This window comes from Nocardiopsis aegyptia (assembly GCF_013410755.1).
GTDB lineage: Bacteria > Actinomycetota > Actinomycetes > Streptosporangiales > Streptosporangiaceae > Nocardiopsis > Nocardiopsis aegyptia.
The window spans coordinates 4,392,294-4,415,111 of the sequence record NZ_JACCFS010000001.1 but is presented as its reverse complement, the minus strand read 5'-3'; the positions used below and the strand labels follow the sequence as shown (position 1 = coordinate 4,415,111).

Here is a 22,818-nt window from a genome sequence, read left to right as displayed (position 1 = left end):
CACTCCATCCGGGGGACCACTCCACTCCCGGTCGGCCCTGCCCCGGTTCTCGCCCCTCACGGGCCCATCGCTCCCTCCCGGGCGGTGGGCCCGCCCCATGCCCACCCGTCGCCCACCACCGCCCGCCGGGTGCGCTTCGCGCCAGAACGGACTACCACCCTCAACAGACGGCCTCCGGCCGCAGACCCGCCACCCGTCGCCCACCACCGCCCGCCGGGTGCGCTTCGCTCCAGAACGGACTACCACCCTCAACAGACGGCCTCCGGCCGCAGACCCGCCATCGGAAGGACGGCACAGCAACGTGAGCGCCGACACATCTGACTGGGATAAGGTCGTTCTGTGTCATATCGGTGGCTGTCGTGGAAGCTCCCCTTCCGGCGGCGCCCGGCGTCGGCCCCTCTGGCGAGCGTCGAGTTGATGCGCCAGGTACACGCCCTGGGCGTCGACCTCCAGGACGGACTGCACGGCAGGGGTGTGCCGGCCGCGGCCCGTCGGCTCCGCCAACTGCTCGCCGCCGACTGCGTGGTCCTGGCCGACCTCGACGGACCGGTGGCCTCGCACGGCCCGTCCCCCGCCGCCGACGAGGTGGAGGGCCTGCTCGCCCAGGTGTTCGAGTACGGCGCCAGCGCCCGCACCCGCCTCCCGGACGGCGGAGCGGTGTGCGCGGTCCCGCTGAACGTCGCCGACGAGATCGCCGGCGCCCTGGTGGTCTCCGGCCGTCCCGCCGAGGCCGACGTCGAGGCGGCGGCCGCCCTGGTCGCGGACTGCCTGGACCACGCGGCGCTGCGCCGCACGCGCGACCGCATCGCCGCGGCGGACCTGCGGACCCTGCGCGCCCAGATCTCCCCGCACTTCGTGCACAACGCGCTCGCGGTCATCGCCGCCCTGGTGCGCACCGACCCGGACCGCGCCCGGCAGCTGCTGTCGGACTTCGCCGACTACCTGCGCTACGGGTTCGCCGAACGCGGCGACTACGCGACGGTCGCCGACGAGCTGGAGGCCACCCAGACCTACCTCGAACTCCAGCGGGCCCGCTTCCACGACCGGCTGGACATCACCGTGCGGATGGCGCCGGAGGTCCTGCCGGTGGCGATCCCGTTCCTGGTCGTCCAGCCGATCGTGGAGAACGCGATCCGGCACGGCCTGGAACGCAAGGAGGGCGCGGGCCACATCAGCGTGTCGGGGTTCGGCGAGGGGCCGCTGTGCGTCATCGAGATCGAGGACGACGGCATCGGCATGCACCCCGACCTCGCCCGCTCCCTGCTGGCGGGCACCGGCCCGGAGTCGCGCAGCGTCGGGCTGGCCAACGTCGACCAACGGCTGCGCGCCGTCTACGGTCCCGAGTACGGTCTGGTGATCGAGACCGCGCTGGGAGAAGGGACGAAGGTGACCGTGCGAGTACCGAGGTTCACCCGGGGGGTGGTGGCGCAGTGAAACCCGAACTCCGGGTGCTGGTGGTCGAGGACGAGGCGTCGACCCGCCAGGAGATGGCCGCGCTGCTCGGCGACATGCCGGAGGTGGCGGAGGTGCTCGTCGCCGACAACGGCGCGACCGCGGTGCGGCTGCTGGGCACGACGACCATCGACGCGGCGTTCCTGGACATCCTCATGCCCGGCCTGGACGGCATGGACGTGGCGCGCGTGCTGAGCGTGCTGTCGGAACCCCCCTCGATCGTGTTCGTCACCGCCTCCGAGGCCCACGCCGTCGAGGCGTTCGGGATCGGGGCCGTCGACTACCTGCTCAAGCCGATCCGCCCGGAGCGGCTGGCCGAGGCGGTCGGCCGGATCGCGCAGCTGCGGAGCGCGGGCGGGACCGCCCAGCCCGCCGAGGACCTGCACGTGGTGCAGATCGACACCGGGCGCCGCACGGTGTTCGTCAAGCGCGACGACGTGCAGTTCGTGGAGGCCCAGGGCGACTACGTGCGACTGCACACCGCCGACGGCGGCCACCTGATCCGCCTGTCGCTGTCCTACCTGGAGGAGGTGTGGGCGTCGGCGGGGTTCGTGCGGGTGCACCGCGGCTACCTCATCGCCATCCCGTGGGTGCGCGACCTGCGGGTCACCTCGTCCTCGGGCCTGGTGGCGGGCACGCCGGCCGGTGACGTGCCGGTGAGCCGCAGGCACGGCCGCCACCTGCGCGCCCAGTTGCTGGAGGCGGCCCGCCGCGACCAGTTGGGTGGCCGGGCCGCCACCACCCAGGGCGCGGCCGCGCGCCCCCGGGACGGTGAGCCGGACCAGCAGCCACGGCAGTCGCCATGAGCCCGCGCCGCGAGAAGCTGACCAGCCCGCAGACCCGTATCGCGCTGGCGCGGGGCAACCGCCCCGCGCAGCACCTGCTGCCGATCCCGGAGCCGGTGGACACCGAGGCGGCGCGGCGACTGTTCCGGGTGCAGCGGCGCACCGCCCTGCGCACGGTGGTGCTGCTGTCGGCCCTGCTGTTCGGGATGAGCGGAGCCTTCGCGGCGGCGCCGCAGCTGAGTGAGATCCGGTGGGCGGGCGTCCCGCTGTCGTGGCTGCTGCTGACGGTGGCGGTGTACCCCGCCCTGTTCTTCCTGGGGGTGTGGCACGTCCGCTCGGCCGAGCGCGCCGAGGACCGGGCCGCGGCGGTCGCCGAGGAGGCCCACCGCGACTCCGGCGGCGGGCGGGAGCACCGTGGACCGGGCGACGGCGGGGGCGGCGGCCGGGGCCGCCACGACCACCGCGGGCGGCGGACATGACCGCCGTGCTGGCCATCGGCCTCGTGCTGGCCACGAGCCTGATCGTCGGGGTGTACGGCGTGCGCGCGGCCCGCTCCACGTCCGACTTCCTGGTCGCGTCGCGCCGGGTGTCCCCGACGTGGAACGCGATGGCGATCGCCGGCGAGTACCTGTCCGCGGCCTCGATCCTGGGGTTGGCGGGACTCCTGCTCAAGAACGGGCTCGGCACCATGTGGTACGCGGTGGGCTTCACCGCGGGCTACGTCGCGGTGGTCGCGCTGGTGGCCGGGCCGATGCGCCGGTCGGGGGCGTTCACCGTTCCCGACTTCGCCGAGTACCGCCTGGGCGCGCCCCGGCTCCGCAAGCTGTGCGGTCTGGTGGTGCTGGTGATCATGCTGTTGTACCTGGTGCCCCAGTTCAAGGGCGCCGGCGTCGTCCTGAGCCTGGTCAGCGGCACCCCGTACTGGGTCGGCGTGGTCCTGGCCGGCCTCGTGGTGAGCGGTTCGATCGCGGCGGGCGGGATGCGTTCGGCGACCTACGTGCAGGCCTTCCACTATGTGGTGAAGCTGGCCTTCATCGGTGGGCCCGCGCTCTTCCTGGTGGTGACGGCGGGCGTCGGGACCCGGGCCGAGGCGCTGCACCCGGAGTGGGGCACGCACTTCCCCGACACCACACCGGTCGAGTTCACCGTGGGGACCCGGTTCACCCTGGACGAGCCGGTGGAGGTCACCGGCGCGGACGGCGGGACGGTCGCCCTGGCCGAGGGCGGGCACACGGTCCCCGCCGGGACGGAGTACGTCTTCCCCGAGGGCGCGGCCGTGCCGCAGCCGGAGGGCCTGCCGGAACTGGGCGGCCGGGCGTGGAGCACGCCGCTGCTGCACGTGGGCGGGTATCCGCTGTTCGAGACCTGGTCGACGCTGCTCGCCATCACCGCGGGCTGCATGGGCCTACCGCACGTCATCATGCGCTTCCACACGAGCCCCACCGCCCGGATCGCACGCCGGGTCGCGGTGGGGGTCATCGCGCTGCTCGGCCTCTTCTACGTGTTCCCCGCGGTGTACGGACTCCTCGGCCGGGTGCTGACGCCCCATCTGGTCCTGTTCCAGGGCACCGACACCGTCGCGGTGGTGCTGCCGGCGCAGGCGGTACCGGGGTCGGTCGGCACGGTGCTGACCGCGCTGGTGGCGGCGGGGGCGTTCGGCGCGTTCCTGTCGACGTCCTCCGGCCTGCTCCTGGCCCTCGCGGGCGGCCTCTCGCACGACCTGTTCCAGGGCAGTGTGCCCCGCCTGCGCCTGGCGGTCGCGGTGGGCGCGTGCGTGGCGGTGCTGCTGGCCCTGCCCGCCCAGCGCATCGACATCAACGTCCTGGTGGTGTGGGCGTTCACCGTGGCCGCGTCGACGTTCTGCCCGCTGCTGGTGCTGGGGATCTGGTGGCGGCGGCTCACGCTGCCCGGTGCCGCGGCGGGTCTGACGGTCGGCGCGGTGACCGCGACCGGCGCGGTCGGCTGGTCGATCCTGCTGCCGACCCCCGGCGGCTGGGGATCGGTGCTGCTGGCCCAGCCCGCCGCCTGGACGATTCCCCTGGCGTTCGCGACGATGATGACGGTGTCGTGGCTGACCCGCCCCCCGGACTGGGCCGAACACGCGGTCCTCCGCCTGCACTCGCCCTGAGATCCGGTCCCACGTGCGTGGAACACGCCCATCGTGACGCAACGAACACGTACGATTACCATGTGACTACCTCCCTTCACCGGTCCCCCGTCACGGCGCTGTCCTGTCTGCTGTCCGCCGGGCTGCTCGTCCTCGCCTGCGGTGCCGCTCCCGCGTTCGCGCGCGGGAGCCAGGCCACCGTCGATGCCGGCCCGTCGGGTGTCCACGTCGACGACGGCACCGGCCGGGTCGACGTGAGTCCCGGCGGGGTGCGCGTGGACGCCCCCGGCGCGCACGTCGACGTCGGACCCGAGTACGTGCTGGTGTGCGCGGGCGGAGTCCGGGTGGTGGTGCACGCGGGACAGGCACCGGCCTGTCCGGCGCCGCCGCCCGAGCCCGCACCGCCGCCGGAGCCCGCGCCGCCCGAACCGGCGCCGCCCGCGCCTCCGCCTCCGCCTCCGCCGCCCGTCGACCCGGTGGAGCCACCGCCGCCGCCCCGGCGGGACGCGGCCCCGGCCGAGCCGGCGGAGGTGCTGCCGCCGTCCGTGCCGGAGTCCGGACCCGCGACGGTGCCGGAGCCGGAGGCCGAGGCGGCCCCCGGGCGGCGACCGGCACCGGACGCGGAACCAGCCGTGGAGCCGGAGGACGCGTCGGCGCCGCCGCCCGCGGAGCCGCCCGCCGCCGTCCAGGAACTGCTGGTGGACACCGCCGTGCCCGCCCAGGCGCAGTCGTCGGGTGTGTTCACCCCGATGCGCACGATGGTGGTCTTCACGATCGTCGCCGTCGCCGCCGCGGGCGGCGCCGGACGTGCCGCCGCCGCCCGCGCCAACCGGTAGCGGCACCGAGCCCACCCGCCCCGCCGGTCCACGGCGGGGCGGGCGCGGCCTACCTGGACTCCAGGGCGAGGTCGGCCCGGTCGAAGCCGGCGATCGCCTCCTGCAGCCCGCCCGCGTCGTTGGCCAGCACACCGGAGTAGGGCGTGCCCAGCGTGAACAGGAGCACCATCGTGCCGAACACGAACGCCAGGTTCACCGACGCCCAGAAGTAGGCCACCCGGGACCCCTGCTTGATCATCGCGAACGGCAGCACGGCGACCACCACGGCCGTCGCCACCGCGATCAGCATCAGGAGCGGCGGGAGCTGGTCCCCGGCCGCGTCGGCCCGCTGTCCCCGGGCCTCGCTGAGCTTGGTGATCTCCTGGCGTGCGGTCAGCCGGTCCAGCCCGTCACCGGTGTCGGACACCGACAGCCCCCGCACCGAGGCGGCGAGCGCCGCGAGGTCGTCGTCCCCCTTCCCGCTCAGCTCGCCCCGCGCCTCCATCCGCGGCCAGTCGTCCTCCACCACCGTGGTCAGGTACGTGCGCAGGTGTCCGCGTACCGCCTCACCCTCCTCCTCGGGGAAGGCGGTGCTGCTCCAGTACAGTTCCTGGGCCGCTCCGGCCTCGGCGATCAGGCCGTCCTCGGCCGCTTTGAAGTCCTCCCAGCCGATCACCACGGCCATCGCCGCCGCCACCAGGTACAAGGACAGTGCGCAGGGCGCGATGATGATGCCGACGGCTCCTCCGGAGAAGTCGTCGGCGATCCGGAACCGCCGGGCGGCCAGGACGGCACCGCCGACCATGGCGGCCAGGACGGCGAGAATGGCGAACAGCGTCATCATGGGGTTCCCAGGGGTCGTGGCACAGGACGAGGACATGAGTAACACGGAACGGGCCGCCGTTTCCGGAGAGTAACCAAAACGTCACCGGGAATATCCGGCGGCCGGACCCGACCTTTCGCACATGTCCTGAACTGCCGGGACACACGGCCCGCGACCTCGCGCCCCGCCGGGGAGGGACGCCCCCGTCATGCGTCCGGCACGGGCTGCACCGTTCCGGACGCCCTTTCCCGGCGCCGCCATGCTCACTCCCCTGGTGTCCGCCGCGCGGCGCGCGGCGGCGGGGCGCCCACGGCCCGGGACTGGACCGACTCGGTGTCCTCGACGGAGCGCGGATCGCACGCCTGGAACCCGACGTGCCCCCGCGCGCACGTGCGGTCCTGCTGGAGGTAGGCGATCTCGGCGTTGAGCGGGCGGCGGCGGGGATCGGGCGGGCCTGTCTCGGAGAGCGTGATCCGCACGGTCACCGGCAGCCAGAACAGCGGCCGGTGGAACTCGAACCCGAAGCCGTACAGGACGGGCTGGACCGGCGGCTGGTCGCGCTCGGCCGGGTAGAGCTCCCTGGCCGCCCACGTCAGCCCCTGGATGGCGGCTTCGACGAGGAGCTGGCCGGGCAGCTGTCGGCCCCCGGCGGCGTGGTCGCGCATGATGCGGTTGCCCTCCGCGACGGCGAGCGCGAACTCGACCGTGCCGTGGTCGTTGCGGGGCGCGGCCACGAGCACGTCCTCCTGGGCGGGCACGGAGACCTCGGTCCGCGCGACGGGCCGGGGCGGCGGTGCGGCCAGGGTGACCGAGCCGACCAGGCCCGCCCCGGCGACGCGGTCGGCCAGGTGGTCCCAGTCCAGCGGGCCCACGCCGAGCGAGGGCACGAGTCGGACCCGGCGGAGTTCCCCGACGGAAAGGGCGTGGTGGACGTCCCCGAGCGTGCGGACCCCGGGGTAGGGACGGGCGGCCGGGCAGGTGTCCCCGACCACCCACAGAGCGTCAGACAATCGAACCTCCCGGCTCGGTACCGACTCTCGATCGGCCGGGGACAACGGCACGGCGAGGGCCATTCGTACACCCGAAGTGCAACGTCAGCCCGGGCACTCGGGGAGGGTTTCCGGAGGCGGAAGCGGAGCCGACCCCCGGGGCGGCACCGCGACGCGGAGAACGGCGAACGGCGGCTGTGACGTGGTCTTTCATGAACTCCACCAAGGTCAGAGGGGAGTACATCCGGGGTGGACGGCCGCTCCTCCCGCGGACTTCTTCATTTTCGATATTCCCCAGTGGACAACGCACAAACGACATCGTCACTGTAAGTTAGATATCATTATGCGAACACCTCGCGAACGCGCTCGGCATTTTCCCTAGAGAAACGCAGGAGCATGCCATTATCGCAGTTCGCGGCGGTGCGCCCGACGAATGTTCCGCATTCAACTTCCCGGGCGCGCGTCCTCTGCAGAGATCACCGGGAAAGGACGGCCCCGCACGTCCGGCCGCCTATCGGCACCTCCTCGGAGTACCCGGGGCACGTCCCACTCGGACGCAGGACCCGGGCACGCCTCCCGCCCGCGCGGCCCCTCGTACGCGCGGGCGGGAAGGAGGGAAGGAGCCGGACGCGGGTCCGGCTCAGGGTCGAAGGGTGTCGATCAGCCGGCCGATGTCGGCGGCCTCGGCCCGCGCGCCGATGCTCAGTGCCAGCTCCCGCACGGCCTCCAGCGCGGCCAGCGCCTCGGCCAGGACGCCGCCGCGCTCCACCAGGTCGAGGACCTGGTCGCGCGGGTGGCCCACACCGCCGTCCGCCGTCGGCACCGAGGGCACCTTCCCGGCCTGCGCCCACAGGGCCACGGTCTCCGGCCGGACGCGGAGCAGGTCGGCCACCTCCCGAGTGGTCAGCAGGTCGCGCCCCCGACGAGCCGTCCTGGGCGGGAGCCGGTCGGTGGCGGTCACCCGTCCCCCTCACCCGACCGGTGCGTGCGGCCGGGCCGCGGCGCGCCGCGGTCCACGTCCATCCGGAGCACAGTGCCCACGCGAACCTCCCTCAGTTCGTCGATGGGCACCACCCTGGCCGATTCTGGGCCCGCGTACCACGAACATCACCAAAGAGTCACAGTTGGTCGTTATCTGAGGTATGCGGTGGCTGTGTCGTCTTGCATTGGCGCTATTGGCGATGTCACGGAGTTGGAGTGCGCTACGTGGACCGAGAGACCAAACCCGCCTGGCGGCGGCTGGGCAGGGAGATCGTGGCCGCCCGCAGGCGAGCGCGCAAGACGCAGGGACAGGTGGCACGGGAGCTGGGCGTGGTGCAGTCGACGGTCTCGGCCTGGGAGCGCGGGACGCGGGGGCTCCAGGAGCAGCAGGCCGCTGAGCTGGACGAGTTCTTCGGCACCTCCGGTGTCGTACTGCGCGCGTGGGGGCGGGCCAACTCACCCGAGGTACTACCGGAGTCCTATGAGGAGGTCGAGCAGCTTGAGGCCAATGTGACCGAGCTGCGCGAGTACCAGCCGCTGGTCTTCCCCGGACTCGTGCAGACGAAGGAGTACACCCGGGCACTGCTCCTGGACACCGGCCCCTGGCGGTCGGCGAAGGAGATCGACCAGATGGTCGAGGCCCGGGCCAAGCGCCGGCGCAACCTCGACAAGGACCCGGCGCCGGTCGTCTCGATCGTCGTCGAGGAGTACGTGCTCCGCCGCGTGGTCGGCGGTCGGCACGACGTCCTGCGCGGCCAGCTCGACACCGTCCTCGCCCTGCTCGACGCGGGCCGCTTCCGGATGCAGGTGATACCGGAGGACGCCGACTGCCATCCCGGGGGATCGGGCCCCTTCTGTGTCTACGCCTTCCCCGACCGGCCCATGGTCGCTTCCGCCGAACACATGAAGGGTGAGCAGTTCATGGATGACATGATGCAGGTGCAGCACTGCGCCATGCTCTTCGGCATCCTGCAGTCCGAGGCGTTGTCTCCCCGCTTGAGCCGGGATTTGATCAGGAAGGCCAAGGAAGAACTCGATGACCAAACGTGAGCCCCGCTGGCACAAGAGCAGCTACAGCGCCCAGGAAGGCCGTTGCGTCGAGGTGGCCGAGGGATCGAGCGTTCTCGTCCGGGACACCGGACACCGCGCCCTCGGACACATCCCCTACTCCACCGACGCCTGGGCCTCGTTCCTGCTCACCCTCACGACGAAGCGGCCCTGACCCCGCGCCGCAGGCGGCCGTCCGACTCCTCGGCCGGCCGCCGCTCCGTGTCCGCCGGCTCCTCGGAGGTCACGCCGAGAGCCCGTTCCGCCCCGCGAGGTGTCGTTCCAGGGCGTCACACCGGCCCGTAGGCGCCGTCGCGGAAGACGACGACGGTCGGCTCCGTCTCGTGTTCGGCGCGGACGTACCCGCCGTGGCCGTCCTCCGCGTGCGGCGCGAGCAGGTCGAGCACGGTGACCAGTTCGCCCATGACGTCGTCGATCCAGGAGCCGCGGTAGTACAGACCCCACCGACCGCGCGGACCGACGTCCTCGTATCCGGGCTCCTTGCGCAGCGAGGCGACATCCCCGCCGGGCAGGCGGCTCTCCGGGTCCGTCCCGAGCATGGGCGACCGGTGCTCGGGCCCCAGGGCCTCCGGCCACGCGTCCGACAGCTCCAGATGCCAGTGCAGGGCCGCCAGGACCTCGGGCGGGGTGCCCTCGCGCAGGAAGCAGGACAGGACGACGTCGAAGTGCACGCTCATACCGGCATCCTGCACCGGGACACCGACGGCCGCGGGGGCAGGCGCCCCGGGGCCGTCGGTACCGCCTCGCGCGTCGGGCCGAGGGCCGGTCCGCTTTCGGTCGGCGGTCGAGGGCCGGTCCGCGGGTCAGTCCGCGACGAACACCGCGACGGTACGCGGCGGGACGGTCAGCGTCCCGCCGTCGGCGGCGAAGGACGCCGTGCGCACGACCTCGTCGGCGGACTCCGCCTGGACCGGGTGCAGGCGCACGTCACCGCCGGCCAGCGCGGGAACGCTCTGCTCGGCCGTCCCGGGCGTCGCGTTGAACACCACCGTCACCGACGACCACTCGCTCTCCAGCCCTGCGGTGTCGACGTGCATCGTGATGACGCCGGGCAGTTCCCCGGCCCCGCTGGTCGGGAAGGACACGCGCTCCTGGACCGCCTCCGCGGAGCCCAGGGCGAACGCGGGGGTGGACGTGCGGATCCGCATCATCTCGCCGAAGCGCGCCCGGCTGTCCTCGATGGCCGCACAGTCCGCGACCAGCCCGGGGTCGGCCAGCAGCGGCCGGGCGTAGTCCCACTTGTCCTCGTTGTCCCAGGCCGGGGGCAGGCCGACACCGAAGTTGTTGCCGTCGGCGCAGTCCCAGTTCAGCCGGTTGAACCAGTCACCGGAGTCGTAGGAGTTGCGGTCCAGCGACTTCGAGCGAAGCCGCTCGCTGCCCGCGTGCGCGAACACCGTGCCCTGCCCGAACACCGCCGTGCCCAGCGACAGCGCCTGCATCCGCACCCGGTCCTCCATCGGGGTGTCCTGGGGCAGCTTGTAGGCGAGCGCGTCGTAGAGGGTCTCGTTGTCGTGGGCGTCCACGTAGGTCACGGCCTCCCCCGGGTCCAGGGTGTATCCGGCGGGAGCACCGTTGTAGTCCACCTCCGCGCCGGTCACCTCCCGGCCGGAGGAGTCCGTGAAGCGGTAGTCGCGCAGGTTGCCCGCGAGGCCCACCTTGATGAGGTCCTGGTAGCCGAGCAGCCGGGCGAGCTGTTCCTCCTCGGTCCCGTTGGCCGGCGAGCCGTTGGGGTCGGTGTACAGCCCCGAGCCGAAGCCCTGCACGCGCGGGTCCGCGTCGAAGGGACCGCCGCCGCGCACGCCGTCACGGAGCCGGTCGTTGAACGTGCCGATGCCGGTCCCGGCCATGTTCGCCTGGGTGGCCTGCTCGAAGCGGGCGTCGTCGGCGACCTCGCCGAAGTTCCAGCCCTCGCCGTACAGCAGGACCGACGACCCGTCGACCCCGTCCTCCTCCAGCGTGAGCTCGTCCAGGGCCGCGCGCACGTCCAACAGGTTCTGCTTGGGGTGGTGGCCCATGAGGTCGAAGCGGAAGCCGTCGACCTTGTGGTCGCGGGCCCAGGTGACCACCGAGTCCACGACGAGCCGTCCCATCATCAGGTGCTCGGGCGCGGTGTTGGGGCAGCACGTGGACGTGGCCACGCCGCCGTCCGCGTCCAGGCGGTGGTAGTAGCCGGGCACGATCCGGTCCAGGACCGACTGCTCGGCCTGTCCGGCCTGGTGGGTGTGGTTGTAGACCACGTCCATGACCACGCGCAGCCCGGCTCCGTTGAGGCCGGCCACCATCCGCCGGAACTCGGTGACGCGGGCCGCGCCCTCGGGGTCGGTGGCGTAGGAGCCCTCGGGCGCCGTGTAGTGGTACGGGTCGTAGCCCCAGTTGAAGGCGTCGGTGCCGCGCACCTCGGCGACGCAGGCCTGCTGCTCCTCGGAGTCGGGGGCGAAGGCGTCCAGGTCGCAGGCGGGTTCGGCCCGGTCGGCCGGGTCCTCGGGCACCGAGCCGATGTCGAAGACCGGCAGCAGGTGGACGTAGTCGACGCCGTCCTCGGCCAGGGACGCCAGTGCGCGCATGCCCGCGGAGTCGGACCGGCCGAAGGCCGCGTAGGTGCCGCGCTGCTCCTCGGGGACGGTGGCGTCGGAGGCCGAGTGGTCGCGCACGTGGAGCTCGTGGATCGCCGCCGCCTCGGAGGGCACCGCCTCGGGCTTGGCCAGGTCCGCCCAGCCCTCCGGGGCGAGCTCGGGGTCGGCGAGGTCGACCAGGTGGGAGCGGGTGGAGCCGGTGGACAGCGAGACGCTGTAGGGGTCGGTGACCCGGTTGTCCACGACGGCACCCCGGCCCTCGTCGGTGGAGGGGGAGAACACCCGCACGTCGAAGGTGTAGTAGAGCCCCGACCAGTCCGTGCGGCCCTTGACCGACCACACGCCGGTCCTGGGGTGGCGCCGCATGTCCACGGTGCGGGGGTCGTCAGCGGTGGCGTCGTCGTACAGCTCCAGGCTGACGGACTGCGCGGTGGGCGCCCACAGCGAGACGGTGGGACGGCCGCGGGAGTCCCAGACGGCGCCGAGGTCGGCGTCGGCCGCGTCGGCGTAGACGTCGTCGAGCACGCCGGGGATCTGGACCCCGGTCGCGGCGGTGACCGTGCCGTCGCCGTCGCGCTCCACGACGGCGAGCTGCCCGGTGAGCGCGTCGGCCACCCGCGGGCGGTTGGCCCCCTCCACGGTCAGGGCGGCCAGATCGGCCAGGTGCGGCCAGTCGGCGCGCTGGTCGCCGTCGGGGCCGTCCGGGTCCGGGGTGAGGTCGAGTGCCGTGTCGGCGGCGACGTCCCCGTCCGCGGGGTCGAGGCCGGCGTCGGCGGCGGAGACGAGGGTGTAGGTGTGCTCGGGGTCGGTCTCACCCGGCCAGAGCACGGTGGTGCGGTCGATCCAGTGCGCGCGCTGTGCGGTCAGGTCCACACCCACGTCCTGCCCACCGGGCTCGGCCGGAACCGTGAGGGCGGCGGCGCCGGCCGCCGGCCCGAACAGCAGGGGGACGGCCAGGGCCAGGGTGAGCAGTCCGGAGGTGGCGGTGCGGAGGGTGCCGGTGGTGTGCGGGGCGCGGGGTCCGTGCCCGGCGCTCGGGCGCGCGGGCCGGGGGTGCGGGGGGCTCATAGGGGATGCCGGTCCTCTCGGGAGAGCGGGAGGTGTTCACCGGCACGCTAATGAGACCCCGCTCACTTCTGCAAGAGTTTCCACGATCTTTCTGCAATCTTGCGGCAAGTCGGCACCCTCACCGCAAGCGCATCCAGGAAGGGACAGGGCGAGGTCAGGGCAGGTTCAGCCAGATCGCGACCGCGGGGACGTCGGACTGGTTGGAGATGCGGTGCGGTGTGGTCGAGGGGTAGGAGATGGTGTCGCCCGGCCCGAGCCGATGGGTGTCGAACCCGGTGTCCACCACCAGCTCGCCGCTCACCACCAGGCCGATCTCGTGGCCGCTGTGGCGCACGTACTCCGCGTTCTGGCTGGAGAAGGCCCCCGGCGGATAGGTCGACTCGAAGTAGCTCATGCCCGGGACCTGCTCCGGCGTGAGCCGCCGGTAGCGCACCCCGTGGTGGAGTTCCAGCACGGCCGCGTCGTCGGCGCGCGTCACCGCCACGTGGTCGGACAGCACCCGCGACGGCGGGGCCGCCGCCGGCCCCTGCGCCACGGGCGGCCCGTTCCACCCGGGGCCGCCACCGTCCGGGGACCCGTCAGGGGGTGTTCCCGCCGCGGGCGCCCCGCCCGGGGACACCTCCTCCTCGCCCTCGAAGACCGCGGACATGGGTTCGCCCAGTTCGGACATGATCTGGTACAGGCGCGTCACCGACGGGCGCATCTTGCCGCGTTCGATCTGGGACAGCGCGCTGGCACTGATGTCCAGCCTGTCGGCGAGCGCGCGCAGGGAGAGTCCGCGCGCGTTGCGCAGGGCGCGGATCCGGCCTCCGATCCGCTGCTCGTCGGGCTCGGTGCCGGGAGGGTCTGCAGAGGGGCTCGTCATAGCGGTGTTAAGTCTACGTAGCATCCGTGTGAAGTGATTGCTTTAGAACTATTGAAGTTATAGCTTCACAGATCTACGGTGTTCCCAGGAGTGATCCACGACACAGTGCTCTCCGACCCGGCCGGCCGCGTGCACCCGCGCGAGCACCACGGCCCACGCCCCGCAGCGCGGAAGGACGAGGATGCGCATCCTGCTGGTGAACGTCAACACCACCGACTCCGTCACCGAGGTCATCGCCGCACAGGCGCGTGCCGTGGCCGCGCCCGGTACCGAGATCGTGCCGCTCACCCCGTTCTTCGGGCCCGAGTCCGTGGAGGGCAACTTCGAGAGCTACCTCTCCGCCGTCGCCGTGATGGACCGCGTCATCTCCTTCGACGAGCCCTACGACGCCGTCGTCCAGGCCGGGTTCGGCGAACACGGCCGCGAGGGGCTCCAGGAACTCTGCGACGTCCCCGTCATCGACATCACCGAGGCCGCCGCACACCTCGCCTGCCTCGTCGGGCGCCGCTACTCCGTGGTGACCAGCCTCGACCGCACCGTCCCCCAGATCCAGGACCGGCTGACACTGGCCCGCCTCGACGGCCGCTGCGCCTCCGTCCGCTCCAGCGGCCTGGGCGTCCTGGACATCGAACGCGACCGCGCGGCCGCCACCGCCGCCATCGCCGCCCAGGCCCGCGCCGCCGTCGAGGAGGACGGCGCCGAGGTCGTCTGCCTGGGCTGCGCCGGCATGGCGGGGCTGGACGAGGCCGTCCGCGCCGCCACGGACGTGCCCGTCATCGACGGCGTCACCGCGGCGGTCCCCCTCGCCGAGTCCCTCGTCCGCCTCGGCCTGACCACCAGCAAGGTCCGCACCTACGCACGGCCCCGTCCCAAGGCCGTGACGGGCTGGCCGCTGCACGCCGGCGCCGTTCCGGCGGCGTCCACGGCCGCCGCCGCACCGTCCGCGCCCCCGCCCCGCCGGGGCACCGCACTCGAACTGCCCTGAGCCCAGCGAAGGAGACGTCCCCCCATGGAACAACCGTCCGTTCCGCCCCCAGCGGCCGCCCGCCCGGCCGACCGCCTCCTCGAAGAGTCGATCCTGCCCACCTGGCTGACCCAGCGCCCCATCGGGCTGTGGGGGTTCATCTGGATCTGGGTGGGGCTGGCCGTGGTCATCGTGACCTTCCAGTACGGCGCCAACGGCGTCGAGGGCGGGGTCGCCCTGCCCGTGGTCATGGCCATCGTCCTCACCGCCACGATGACCCTCGCGGTCGTCATGACCCTCACCGCCGACATCGGCACCGAGCACGGCCTGTCGTTCGCGGTCTACCTGCGCGCGCCGTTCGGCACCGTCGGCACCCACCTGCCCTCCGTCTCGCGCGGCATCGTCGCCGCCTGCTGGTTCGGCATCCAGACCTACCTGGGCGCGCTGGCCATCAACGGGCTCGTGGAGTACTGGACCGGGTTCAGTTCGTGGCCGCTGTGGTACGCGGTGTTCCTGGTCGTCCAGGTGGTCAACGTGGCACTCGGGATCAAGGCGGTGGAGCGGCTGGCCTCCATCGCCGCGCCCTGCATCCTGGCCATCTCCCTGTGGATGTACTTCACGCTCGACGGCATCGCCGAGCTGCAGGGCGACAACATCTGGACCTTCGCGGGCAGCGGCGAGACCTCGCTGGCGGCGCTGTTCATCATCAACATGGCGGTGTGGGCGCCGGTGTCCGTCGACATCCCCAACATCACCCGGTTCGTGTCCGTGCCCTCCGGGGAGCGGCGCTTCCTGCGCCGCAACCGCAACATCCTCATCGCGCAGTTCGTGGTGCTGCCTGTGATGCAGATGTGGATCGCGTTCATCGGCGCGGTCTCGGTCATCGTCACCGGGAACTGGAACCCCATCGACGTCATCCAGGGCGAGAGCACGGGCTTCGTGCTCGGGATCCTGCTGGTGATGATCGTGCTGGCCCAGTGGTCGACCAACACCGCGGCCAACGTCGTCCCGGCGGCGCTGAACTTCGTCAACGCCCTGGCGCCGTGGCTGTCCTACCGGTTCGGCGTGGTCCTGGCCGGGGTGGTAGCGACCGCCGTCATGCCGTGGCTGCTGCTGGACAACCTCTTCACCTTCCTCAGCTACTACGGGGGCTTCATCGCGGCGATCGCCGGGATCATGATCGCCGACTACTTCGTCATCCGGCGGCGCCGCCTGAACGTGCCGCACCTGTTCCGCTCCGACGGCCAGTACCGGTACTTCCGGGGCGTCAACCCGGCGGCGCTGATCGCGTGGGGCACCGCGTCGGCCGCCGCCCTGTTCGCCCTGGACTACGCCTACGTCATCGGCTTCCCGATCGCTTTCGCGGTCTACCTGGTGCTCATGCGGGTGTGGATCCTGCCGCGCTTCCCGCAGGTGGAGCTCTCGCCCCCGGGGCCGGAGGACTTCCTGGCCACGAGCACCGGCCGCAGCTGGGTGCACGACGCCGACACCGGCGGGTTCGACCTCGTGCCGACCGACCAGCTGGCCGACCGCGCCACCGGCCGCGCGGACATCTGACCCCGCGCACGTCCACTCCGCGCGCACATCCGACCCGGCGCAGTCCGCCGCGCGCGCATCCGCGCCCGCGCCACCCGTCCCTACCCCTCCACTGGAGCACTGCCATGAAACCCGACACCACCGCGCGCGAGCCGTTGCCCGCCGAGTCCCTGGACGTCCACGACCCGGACCCGTCCCTGTACAACGACGACCTGGCTCCCCTGCCCGTGTCGAAGCGGGGGTGGGGCGCCTTCGAGATCTTCAACGTCTGGTCCAACGACATCCAGAGCCTGTTCGGCTACACGCTGGCGGCCACGCTGTTCATCTCCTACGGGCTGAACGGCTGGTCGGTGTTCGCGGCGATCGTGCTCTCCGGGGTGATCGTCATGGCGCTGGTCAACCTCGTCGGCCGGCCGAGCGTGCGGTACGGGATCCCGTTCGCGGTCATGGCACGCGCGAGCCTGGGCGTGCACGGCTCCCAGTTCCCCACCCTGGTCCGGGGCGTGGTGGCGATCTTCTGGTTCGGGGCGCAGACCTACCTCGCCTCGACCGCGATCGCGCTGCTGATCACCGCCCTGTTCGGGCCCGGCCCGGAGGCGACGTTCCTGGGCATGCCGCTGGTCGGGTGGGTCTCCTACACGATCGTGGCCGTGTTCCAGGTGGCGCTGTTCATCCGCGGCATCGCCTGGATCGGCACCTTCCTCAACTGGGCCGGGCCGGCGGTGTACGTCGTCATGTTCGTGCTGCTGGCGGTCATCTGGGCGCAGGCCGGCAACGGCCTGTTCGCCGAGATCGGCGAGGTGTTCGCCGGGAGCGGCGACTACGAGGGCGGCCCGGTGGCGGCGTTCTCCGCGATCGTCGGCACGATGGTGGCCTACTTCGCGGCCGTGGTCATCAACTACGGCGACTTCTCCCGGTTCGTGCGCACCGAGAAGGCGATGCGCCGGGGCAACCTCCTGGGCCTGCCGGTGAGCCTGGCGCTGTTCTCGTTCCTGGCGCTGTTCATCACCGCCGGAACCGCGGTGCTGCACGGCGAGGCGCTGACCAACCCGGCCGACATCGTGGAGCGGGTGGACAACATCTGGCTGACGGTCGTCGCCTCGCTGACCTTCTTCGTGGCCACGGTCGGCATCAACGTGGTCGCCAACTTCGTGCCGCCCGCCTACGGCCTGGCCAACCTGGCGCCGTCGAAGATCAGCGCGCGCACCGGAGGGCTCATCACTGCGGCGATCGCCTTCGTCATCGGCGGCCTGTGGGTGGGCTTCATCGAACAGATCGGGATCGCGGCGTTCGTCGACACCCTCGGCGCGGTCCTGGCCCCGCTCTACGGGATCATCGTCGCCGACTACTACCTGATCCGCCGCCGGCGCATGGTGGTCAGCGACCTGTACTCGACCTCGCCGGACGGCGCCTACCACTACACCCGCGGCTGGAACCTGCGCGCCCTGACGGCGTTCGTGCTGGCCTCGGTGTTCTCGGTGGCGACCGTGTGGGTGCCCGCGCTCTCCGGCCTGGCCGGCTTCGCCTGGCTCCTGGGCGCTCTGGCGGGAGCCGCCGCGCACGTGGTGTTCGCCCGCCTGGCCCCGCGCGCCCCGGCCGCGGCCTGAGCGGTCCGGACACGCGAAGGGGGCGCGGGCACCAGGTACCCGCGCCCCCTCGCCACGATCATTGCTCCCTGTAGACGCTGGACCGGTGCCCGACGTGGACGACCCAGATCACGAGCCGACGGTCTTCGACGGTGTAGATCACCCGGTAGTCGCCGACCCGAAGCCGACGCACGTCCGGATCGCCCACTAGTGCCGTCGTCCCGAAGCCCAAGGGATCCGATTCGAGTTCGGTGAGCTTGCGGAACACGTTCATCGCGATGTTCCGCGGCAACTTGCGCAGTTCGGCCCGCGCCTCCGGCCGGAAGACGGTTCGGTAGGTCACCCGTCCTCCGCGAGGATCTCGGCCATGACCTCCGCCATCGGGATACCGGCTTCAGGGCGAGCCATGCGCTCATGGACCATGCGCAGGATCTCCTGCTCCTCCAACTGTTGGTAACGGCGCAACAGCTCGATGGGAACGACGGCGGCGACCTCCTTGCCGCGTCTGGTGATCACAGTGGGAGTGTCATCCCGATCGGCTCGGTCGACGACGTCGGCGATGTGGTCACGGACCTCACGGATGGACTCCACCTGCATCTCGCTCATGAACCAATGGTACACAACGGACCGTTGGTACATGACTCTGCCGGTCCCGGACACGCGAAGGGGGCGCGGGCACCAGGTGCCTGCGCCCCTGTCGGCCGGTCCGCTGCACGGAAGGGACGGACCGGCGTGGAAGGTCCTACTGGCCGAGACGGTCCAGCAGGGCGTGGTACTCGTCCCAGAGCTCGCTGGGCAGCTGGTCGCCGAAGGTCTTGAAGAACTCGGGGACCAGCGCGGCCTCCTGCTTCCAGATCTCGCGGTCGACCTCCAGGAGGAACTCCAGCTCCCGGGTGGACAGGTCCAGGCCCTCGGTGTCGATCGCGTCGGCGGCCGGGACGTTGCCGATCGGGGTGGAGACCGCGTCGGCCCGCCCCTCCAGGCGCTCCACGATCCACTTGATGACGCGGCTGTTCTCACCGAAGCCGGGCCACACGAAGCGGCCGTCGGCGTCCTTCTTGAACCAGTTGACGTAGAAGATCTTCGGCAGCTTGGCCTGGTCGGCCTGCTGGCCGATCCGCACCCAGTGGGCGAAGTAGTCGCCCATGTTGTAGCCGCAGAAGGGCAGCATGGCGAACGGGTCGCGGCGCAGCTCGCCGACGGTGCCCTCGGCGGCGGCGGTCTTCTCCGAGGAGACGTTGGCGCCCAGGTACACGCCGTGCTGCCAGCTCAGGGACTCGGTGACCAGCGGGACGGCGGTGGCGCGGCGACCGCCGAAGAGGATGGCCGAGATCGGCACGCCGGCCGGGTCCTCCCACTCGTCGGCGATGGTCGGCGCCTGGCCGGCCGGGGTGGTGAACCGCGAGTTGGGGTGGGCGGCGGGCTCCGGGGAGTCCGGCGTCCAGGAGCGGCCCTTCCAGTCGGTCAGGTGCGCGGGGGGCTCCTCGGTGAGGCCCTCCCACCACACGTCGCCGTCGTCGGTCAGGGCGACGTTGGTGAAGATGCTGTTGCCCCACAGCGTCTCGATGGCGTTGGCGTTGGTCTTCGCGCCGGTGCCGGGCGCGACGCCGAAGAATCCGGCCTCGGGGTTGATCGCGCGCAGCTGCCCCTCGGAGTCGAAGCGCATCCAGGCGATGTCGTCGCCGACCGTCTCGACCTTCCACCCGGGGATGGTCGGCTGGAGCATGGCCAGGTTGGTCTTGCCGCAGGCGCTGGGGAAGGCCGCCGCGACGTAGTGCGAGGCGCCCTCGGGCGAGGTGACCTTGAGGATCAGCATGTGCTCGGCGAGCCAGCCCTCGTCGCGCGCCATCACCGAGGCGATGCGCAGCGCGTAGCACTTCTTGCCGAGCAGGGCGTTGCCGCCGTAGCCGGAGCCGTAGGACCAGATCTCGCGCGTCTCGGGGAAGTGCGAGATGTACTTGGTGGAGTTGCACGGCCAGGGCACGTCCTGCTGGCCGGGCTCCAACGGGGCGCCCACGGAGTGGACGGCGCGGACGAAGTCGCCGCGCTCCTCGATCAGGCGCAGGGCGGGCGCGCCCATGCGGGCCATGATCCGCATGGACACGGCGACGTAGGCGGAGTCGGTGATCTCGACACCGAGCTGGGAGATGTCGCCGCCGAGCGGACCCATGCAGAACGGGACGACGTACATGGTGCGGCCGCGCATGGCGCCCTTGAAGACCTCGCCGAAGGTGGCGCGCATCTCGTCGGGGGCGATCCAGTTGTTGGTCGGGCCCGCGTCCACCTCCCGCTCGGAGCAGATGTAGGTGCGGTCCTCGACGCGGGCGACGTCGCTCGGGTCGGACGTGCAGTAGAAGCTGTTGGGCCGTTTCTCCGGGTTGAGCCGGGTGAAGGTGCCCTGTTCGACCAGCTGGTCGGTCAGGCGCGTCCACTCCTCCTCCGAACCGTCACACCACACGACCTCGTCGGGCTGTGTGAGCTCGGCGACCTCGCGAACCCAGGAGATCAGTTCCACATGGCTGGTCGGTGCTACGCCCACATCGATACCCACGTCAGTCACAGCCGCTCCTCTTACGAAAGTCGAGATCTCTCGCATCATGAACGACGACGACCAGCGGTGACCAATTGGTATAGGCCAATGGTCTATATCAGTGCCGCACAGGTTCCGGATTCCCCTGCACAGCAAGGGAATCCGCCGATCCGGACACGTGCCGGAGCCGTCGTTCTCCGCACGGGCCGACACACTGCTCATCACGGGTTTCCCCTGCACCACGGGCAGGTGCCCCACCAGCACCAACGGCCGGTGCTGTTCGTCACACGACAGACACCGGCCGCCGGAGCAGACCACTAGACCTTTCCGCCCGGCTCCGCGACCGCGCCCGCACGTTCGCGCAGGTGCGCGCGGGCGGTCCGCGGTCCGGGCACGGGAGGGCGCGAGAAGGACCGGTCAGCAGTCCCGGCCGCTGTTCACACAGTCGACCACCGCGTCCATCAGTTCACGCGGCATGACGTTGATGTGGTCGGAGTGGTCGGTGATCGGGGCGTGCCCTTCCTCGGGGAACCCGTCGACGGCGAAGGACTTCCCGTCGGGCACGTCGTAGACCAGGGTCTGGCGCAGGCGCGGCACGGCCGTGAAGCCGTCCGGGCAGCGGCCGTCCTCCTCGGCGAAGACGATGTGCGAGCGGTTGTCCTCGCTCTCGGTGTTGCGCCCGTCCCAGCAGTTCGGGAAGTCGAAGACGCGCACGACGTCGCTGCCCTCGGGGCAGAGCGGGTAGCGGTCGGGGAACGCCCGGTCCTCGAACCCCGTGCAGGTCCACCGGGCATTCGCGTTGGCGCCGTCCTGGGTGGCCGCCTTGACGTTGCCGGTGATGATCTGGAGGAACTCGGGCATCGCGGTCACCGGCCCCTGGCCGTGGCCGAGGAACTCGATGGTCGCCGACGACGGGGTCAGGATGCGGCCGACGTTGCCGTCCAGGCCGCCGCCGGGCAGGTCGGCGTCCTCGCCCTCGGCGGTGAGGTCGCGCAGCACCGGCCAGTAGTGCATGGACCGGTCGCCGTCCGCGCAGGTGGTGTCGCCGCCGGCGAGGATCCGGTTGTTGGCGGCGACGTCGTCGGTGAACCGGCCGACGTCCTGGTTGCCCACGTAGTCGTGGGTGTGCTGGGCGCCGTTGGGCACGCCCGGGGCCACGATGACGTTCTCGGAGTTGAACAGGCCGTTCTCGTTGGTGCCGCAGTCGATGGTGAAACTGCCGGTGGAGGCGTCGCGGCCGGGTTCGGGGGCGTCCTCGCGCGGCGGGGCCTGCCCGATGTCGGCGAAGTCCTCGGGCCGTGGCCCGCCGGGCGGGTCGGCGGGGTCGCCGGGATCAGCGGGGTCAGCGGGATCGCTCGGTTCACCAGGGTCGCCGGGGGCGCTCGGTTCGCGGGGATCACCGGGGTCGCCGGGGTCGGGCGGGGGGTCGGTCTCTCCGCCACCGCCGGACGGGGCCCGGTAGCCGAAGCCCACCAGCTGCCCCTCGCCGGACGGGCCGGCGTCGGCGAGGACCACCGACGCCCCCGCCGCGGCCAGCAGCACGGCGGCCGCGGCTCCGACGATGACACGTGCTCGGCGGTTCTCGCGGATCCGTCCTGGTGTCCGTGGTCGTTCGTCCATCTGTCTGCTCCTCGGTCGTTCGGACGGGCGGCACGGTCGCGCCGCCCGTCGGCGGGGTGGAGCGCGCGGCGCCCCGGAGGGGCTGTGCACGGAGGAGGGGACCCGGCCCGTCAGAGGCCCGGTCGCCCAGGGGTTCGGCCGCCCGGCAAGTCGGACGGCGGGGGCGTGCGGACCCGTGAGAGGCCCGGTCGCCCGGGGGTTCGGCCGCTCCGCGAACCGAAGCGGCGAGGACGTACGGAGGGTGGGGCACCGGAGGGGGCCGCGCGCGTCGAGGGCCGGGGACGGCGGGCGCCCCTCCGGTACCCCTGTGGGGGTGGGGATATGGTCTGGGCCGGCCGGTCTCAGTTCTGCGGGCGCCGTTCCGGCGGTCGGGGCTCGGGCAGGTCCTCGTACTCGACCAGGCCGGTGCTCTCCAGCAGCGTGATGTGCCTGAGCACCATGAGCATGCCGTGCTGGCAGAAGGACCTCACGAGCTCGTTGCGGGTACCGGCGCGGACCTCGGCCAGGACCGCGATCACCTCGCCGTGCGCGAAGCGCAGCCGGTTGGCGAAGACCCGGTCGAACTCCGCCCCGGACAGCCCGGACAGCTCGTCCATCCAGCGCTGCTGGTCCGGGTTGGGCGTGCTCGGCAGCCGCACGTCGAGCTGGGCGGCCACGCCGCGCAGCTGCTCGTCCATGAGGATGTGGTCCTCCGCCAGGATCGCGCCGACCTCGCGCACCCGGTCGAGCTGCGCCCGGTCCTGGGCCTGCTGGCCGACCGGGATCTCCCACAGCCCGGCCTGGCGCACCTTGATCAGCGCGTCCACGTCGGCCGGTCCGAGCGGGCCGAACTCGGTGCTCACCCAGTCGTTCCAGAACACACCCGACACGCTCGTGGAGCCGTTGGGCGCGATCATGAACACGGTCAGCGCGGCCACCACCAGGAAGCCCGCGACGCCGACCAGCTCGATCGAGCGCGGTGAGCGCCGGCGCAGCCGCCGGGCGGCGGTAGCGGTTCCGGTGTCGGTGCGGTCGGCCCCCTCGTCCTGACGGGGGGTGCTCCGGAGAGCCATCGCG

21 protein-coding genes are annotated in these 22,818 nt (G+C 72.1%); 10 read left to right on the top strand and 11 right to left on the bottom strand.

The genetic code is table 11. The features are described from left to right. The first annotated feature begins 417 nt into the window (after positions 1-417). The 5 genes from HNR10_RS19735 to HNR10_RS19715 all read left to right on the top strand — a co-directional run bounded on the left by HNR10_RS19735 (position 418) and on the right by HNR10_RS19715 (position 5,180). Complete coding sequence (locus HNR10_RS19735) at positions 418-1,434, top strand: sensor histidine kinase (RefSeq protein WP_179825730.1); 1,017 nt, start codon at positions 418-420, stop codon at positions 1,432-1,434. Beyond that, positions 1,431-2,258 (top strand): LytR/AlgR family response regulator transcription factor, encoded by an 828-nt coding sequence (locus HNR10_RS19730; protein ID WP_179825719.1) that lies wholly within the window; start codon positions 1,431-1,433, stop codon positions 2,256-2,258. Before HNR10_RS19735 ends, HNR10_RS19730 begins: the two co-directional genes overlap by 4 nt. Further along, a complete protein-coding gene (locus HNR10_RS19725) occupies positions 2,255-2,716 on the top strand; it encodes a hypothetical protein (RefSeq protein ID WP_246406315.1) in 462 nt (153 codons plus the stop codon). The genes HNR10_RS19730 and HNR10_RS19725 overlap by 4 nt, the downstream gene beginning before the upstream one ends. Further along, positions 2,713-4,365, top strand: a complete 1,653-nt coding sequence (locus HNR10_RS19720; protein ID WP_179825717.1) for a sodium/solute symporter — start codon at positions 2,713-2,715, stop codon at positions 4,363-4,365. Before HNR10_RS19725 ends, HNR10_RS19720 begins: the two co-directional genes overlap by 4 nt. Positions 4,366-4,427: 62 nt before the next feature. Beyond that, the gene (locus HNR10_RS19715) at positions 4,428-5,180 is read left to right on the top strand and encodes a hypothetical protein (protein ID WP_179825715.1); all 753 of its coding nucleotides are present in this window, start codon (positions 4,428-4,430) and stop codon (positions 5,178-5,180) included. Positions 5,181-5,229: 49 nt separating this feature from the next. Here HNR10_RS19715 and HNR10_RS19710 read toward each other — a convergent pair whose 3' ends face one another. From HNR10_RS19710 to HNR10_RS31325, 3 genes are all read right to left on the bottom strand, one after another. After that, positions 5,230-6,003 (bottom strand): bestrophin-like domain, encoded by a 774-nt coding sequence (locus HNR10_RS19710; RefSeq protein ID WP_179825713.1) that lies wholly within the window; start codon positions 6,001-6,003, stop codon positions 5,230-5,232. 242 nt (positions 6,004-6,245) lie between these two features. After that, positions 6,246-6,992: an AfsA-related hotdog domain-containing protein gene (locus HNR10_RS19705; RefSeq protein WP_179825711.1), complete on the bottom strand. Its 747-nt coding sequence runs from the start codon at positions 6,990-6,992 to the stop codon at positions 6,246-6,248. 619 nt (positions 6,993-7,611) lie between these two features. Then, complete coding sequence (locus HNR10_RS31325; protein ID WP_179825709.1) at positions 7,612-7,932, bottom strand: MerR family transcriptional regulator; 321 nt, start codon at positions 7,930-7,932, stop codon at positions 7,612-7,614. A gap of 245 nt (positions 7,933-8,177) precedes the next feature. Here HNR10_RS31325 and HNR10_RS31320 point away from each other — a divergent pair, with 245 nt between their 5' ends. Further along, a complete protein-coding gene (locus tag HNR10_RS31320) occupies positions 8,178-9,002 on the top strand; it encodes a helix-turn-helix domain-containing protein (RefSeq protein ID WP_179825707.1) in 825 nt (274 codons plus the stop codon). After that, the gene (locus tag HNR10_RS19690) at positions 8,989-9,174 is read left to right on the top strand and encodes a DUF397 domain-containing protein (protein ID WP_179825705.1); all 186 of its coding nucleotides are present in this window, start codon (positions 8,989-8,991) and stop codon (positions 9,172-9,174) included. Before HNR10_RS31320 ends, HNR10_RS19690 begins: the two co-directional genes overlap by 14 nt. Before the next feature lie 115 nt (positions 9,175-9,289). Here HNR10_RS19690 and HNR10_RS19685 read toward each other — a convergent pair whose 3' ends face one another. The 3 genes from HNR10_RS19685 to HNR10_RS19675 form a co-directional block, all read right to left on the bottom strand. After that, on the bottom strand, positions 9,290-9,697 hold the full coding sequence (locus HNR10_RS19685) for a hypothetical protein (RefSeq protein ID WP_179825702.1): 408 nt from the start codon (positions 9,695-9,697) through the stop codon (positions 9,290-9,292). Between the two features lie 126 nt (positions 9,698-9,823). Then, a complete protein-coding gene (pulA, locus tag HNR10_RS19680; protein WP_179825700.1) occupies positions 9,824-12,661 on the bottom strand; it encodes a pullulanase-type alpha-1,6-glucosidase in 2,838 nt (945 codons plus the stop codon). 154 nt (positions 12,662-12,815) lie between these two features. Then, entirely contained in the window at positions 12,816-13,526 is a 711-nt protein-coding gene (locus HNR10_RS19675) for a helix-turn-helix domain-containing protein (protein WP_179825698.1), read from the bottom strand. Between the two features lie 181 nt (positions 13,527-13,707). Here HNR10_RS19675 and HNR10_RS19670 point away from each other — a divergent pair, with 181 nt between their 5' ends. The 3 genes from HNR10_RS19670 (at position 13,708) to HNR10_RS19660 (ending at position 17,633) form a co-directional block, all read left to right on the top strand. Then, complete coding sequence (locus tag HNR10_RS19670; RefSeq protein ID WP_179825696.1) at positions 13,708-14,511, top strand: aspartate/glutamate racemase family protein; 804 nt, start codon at positions 13,708-13,710, stop codon at positions 14,509-14,511. Positions 14,512-14,535: 24 nt separating this feature from the next. After that, positions 14,536-16,047 carry an NCS1 family transporter gene (locus HNR10_RS19665; protein ID WP_179825694.1) on the top strand — a complete coding sequence of 504 codons (1,512 nt, stop codon included), beginning with the start codon at positions 14,536-14,538 and terminating at the stop codon, positions 16,045-16,047. Positions 16,048-16,151: 104 nt separating this feature from the next. Further along, positions 16,152-17,633, top strand: a complete 1,482-nt coding sequence (locus tag HNR10_RS19660; protein ID WP_179825692.1) for an NCS1 family nucleobase:cation symporter-1 — start codon at positions 16,152-16,154, stop codon at positions 17,631-17,633. Positions 17,634-17,691: 58 nt separating this feature from the next. On the opposite strand, the gene HNR10_RS19655 is transcribed toward HNR10_RS19660, so the two are convergent. The 5 genes from HNR10_RS19655 to HNR10_RS19635 all read right to left on the bottom strand — a co-directional run bounded on the left by HNR10_RS19655 (position 17,692) and on the right by HNR10_RS19635 (position 22,814). Continuing rightward, positions 17,692-17,955, bottom strand: coding sequence for a type II toxin-antitoxin system RelE family toxin (locus HNR10_RS19655; RefSeq protein ID WP_179825690.1), 264 nt, complete (start codon positions 17,953-17,955; stop codon positions 17,692-17,694). After that, positions 17,952-18,218 carry a type II toxin-antitoxin system prevent-host-death family antitoxin gene (locus HNR10_RS19650; RefSeq protein ID WP_179825687.1) on the bottom strand — a complete coding sequence of 89 codons (267 nt, stop codon included), beginning with the start codon at positions 18,216-18,218 and terminating at the stop codon, positions 17,952-17,954. Before HNR10_RS19650 ends, HNR10_RS19655 begins: the two co-directional genes overlap by 4 nt. A gap of 136 nt (positions 18,219-18,354) precedes the next feature. Continuing rightward, positions 18,355-20,163, bottom strand: coding sequence for a phosphoenolpyruvate carboxykinase (GTP) (locus HNR10_RS19645; RefSeq protein ID WP_312889506.1), 1,809 nt, complete (start codon positions 20,161-20,163; stop codon positions 18,355-18,357). Positions 20,164-20,559: 396 nt separating this feature from the next. Beyond that, positions 20,560-21,762 (bottom strand): DUF1996 domain-containing protein, encoded by a 1,203-nt coding sequence (locus HNR10_RS19640; RefSeq protein WP_179825685.1) that lies wholly within the window; start codon positions 21,760-21,762, stop codon positions 20,560-20,562. Positions 21,763-22,103: 341 nt separating this feature from the next. Further along, the gene (locus HNR10_RS19635) at positions 22,104-22,814 is read right to left on the bottom strand and encodes a DUF4142 domain-containing protein (RefSeq protein ID WP_179825683.1); all 711 of its coding nucleotides are present in this window, start codon (positions 22,812-22,814) and stop codon (positions 22,104-22,106) included. Between the last annotated feature and the right edge of the window lie 4 nt (positions 22,815-22,818).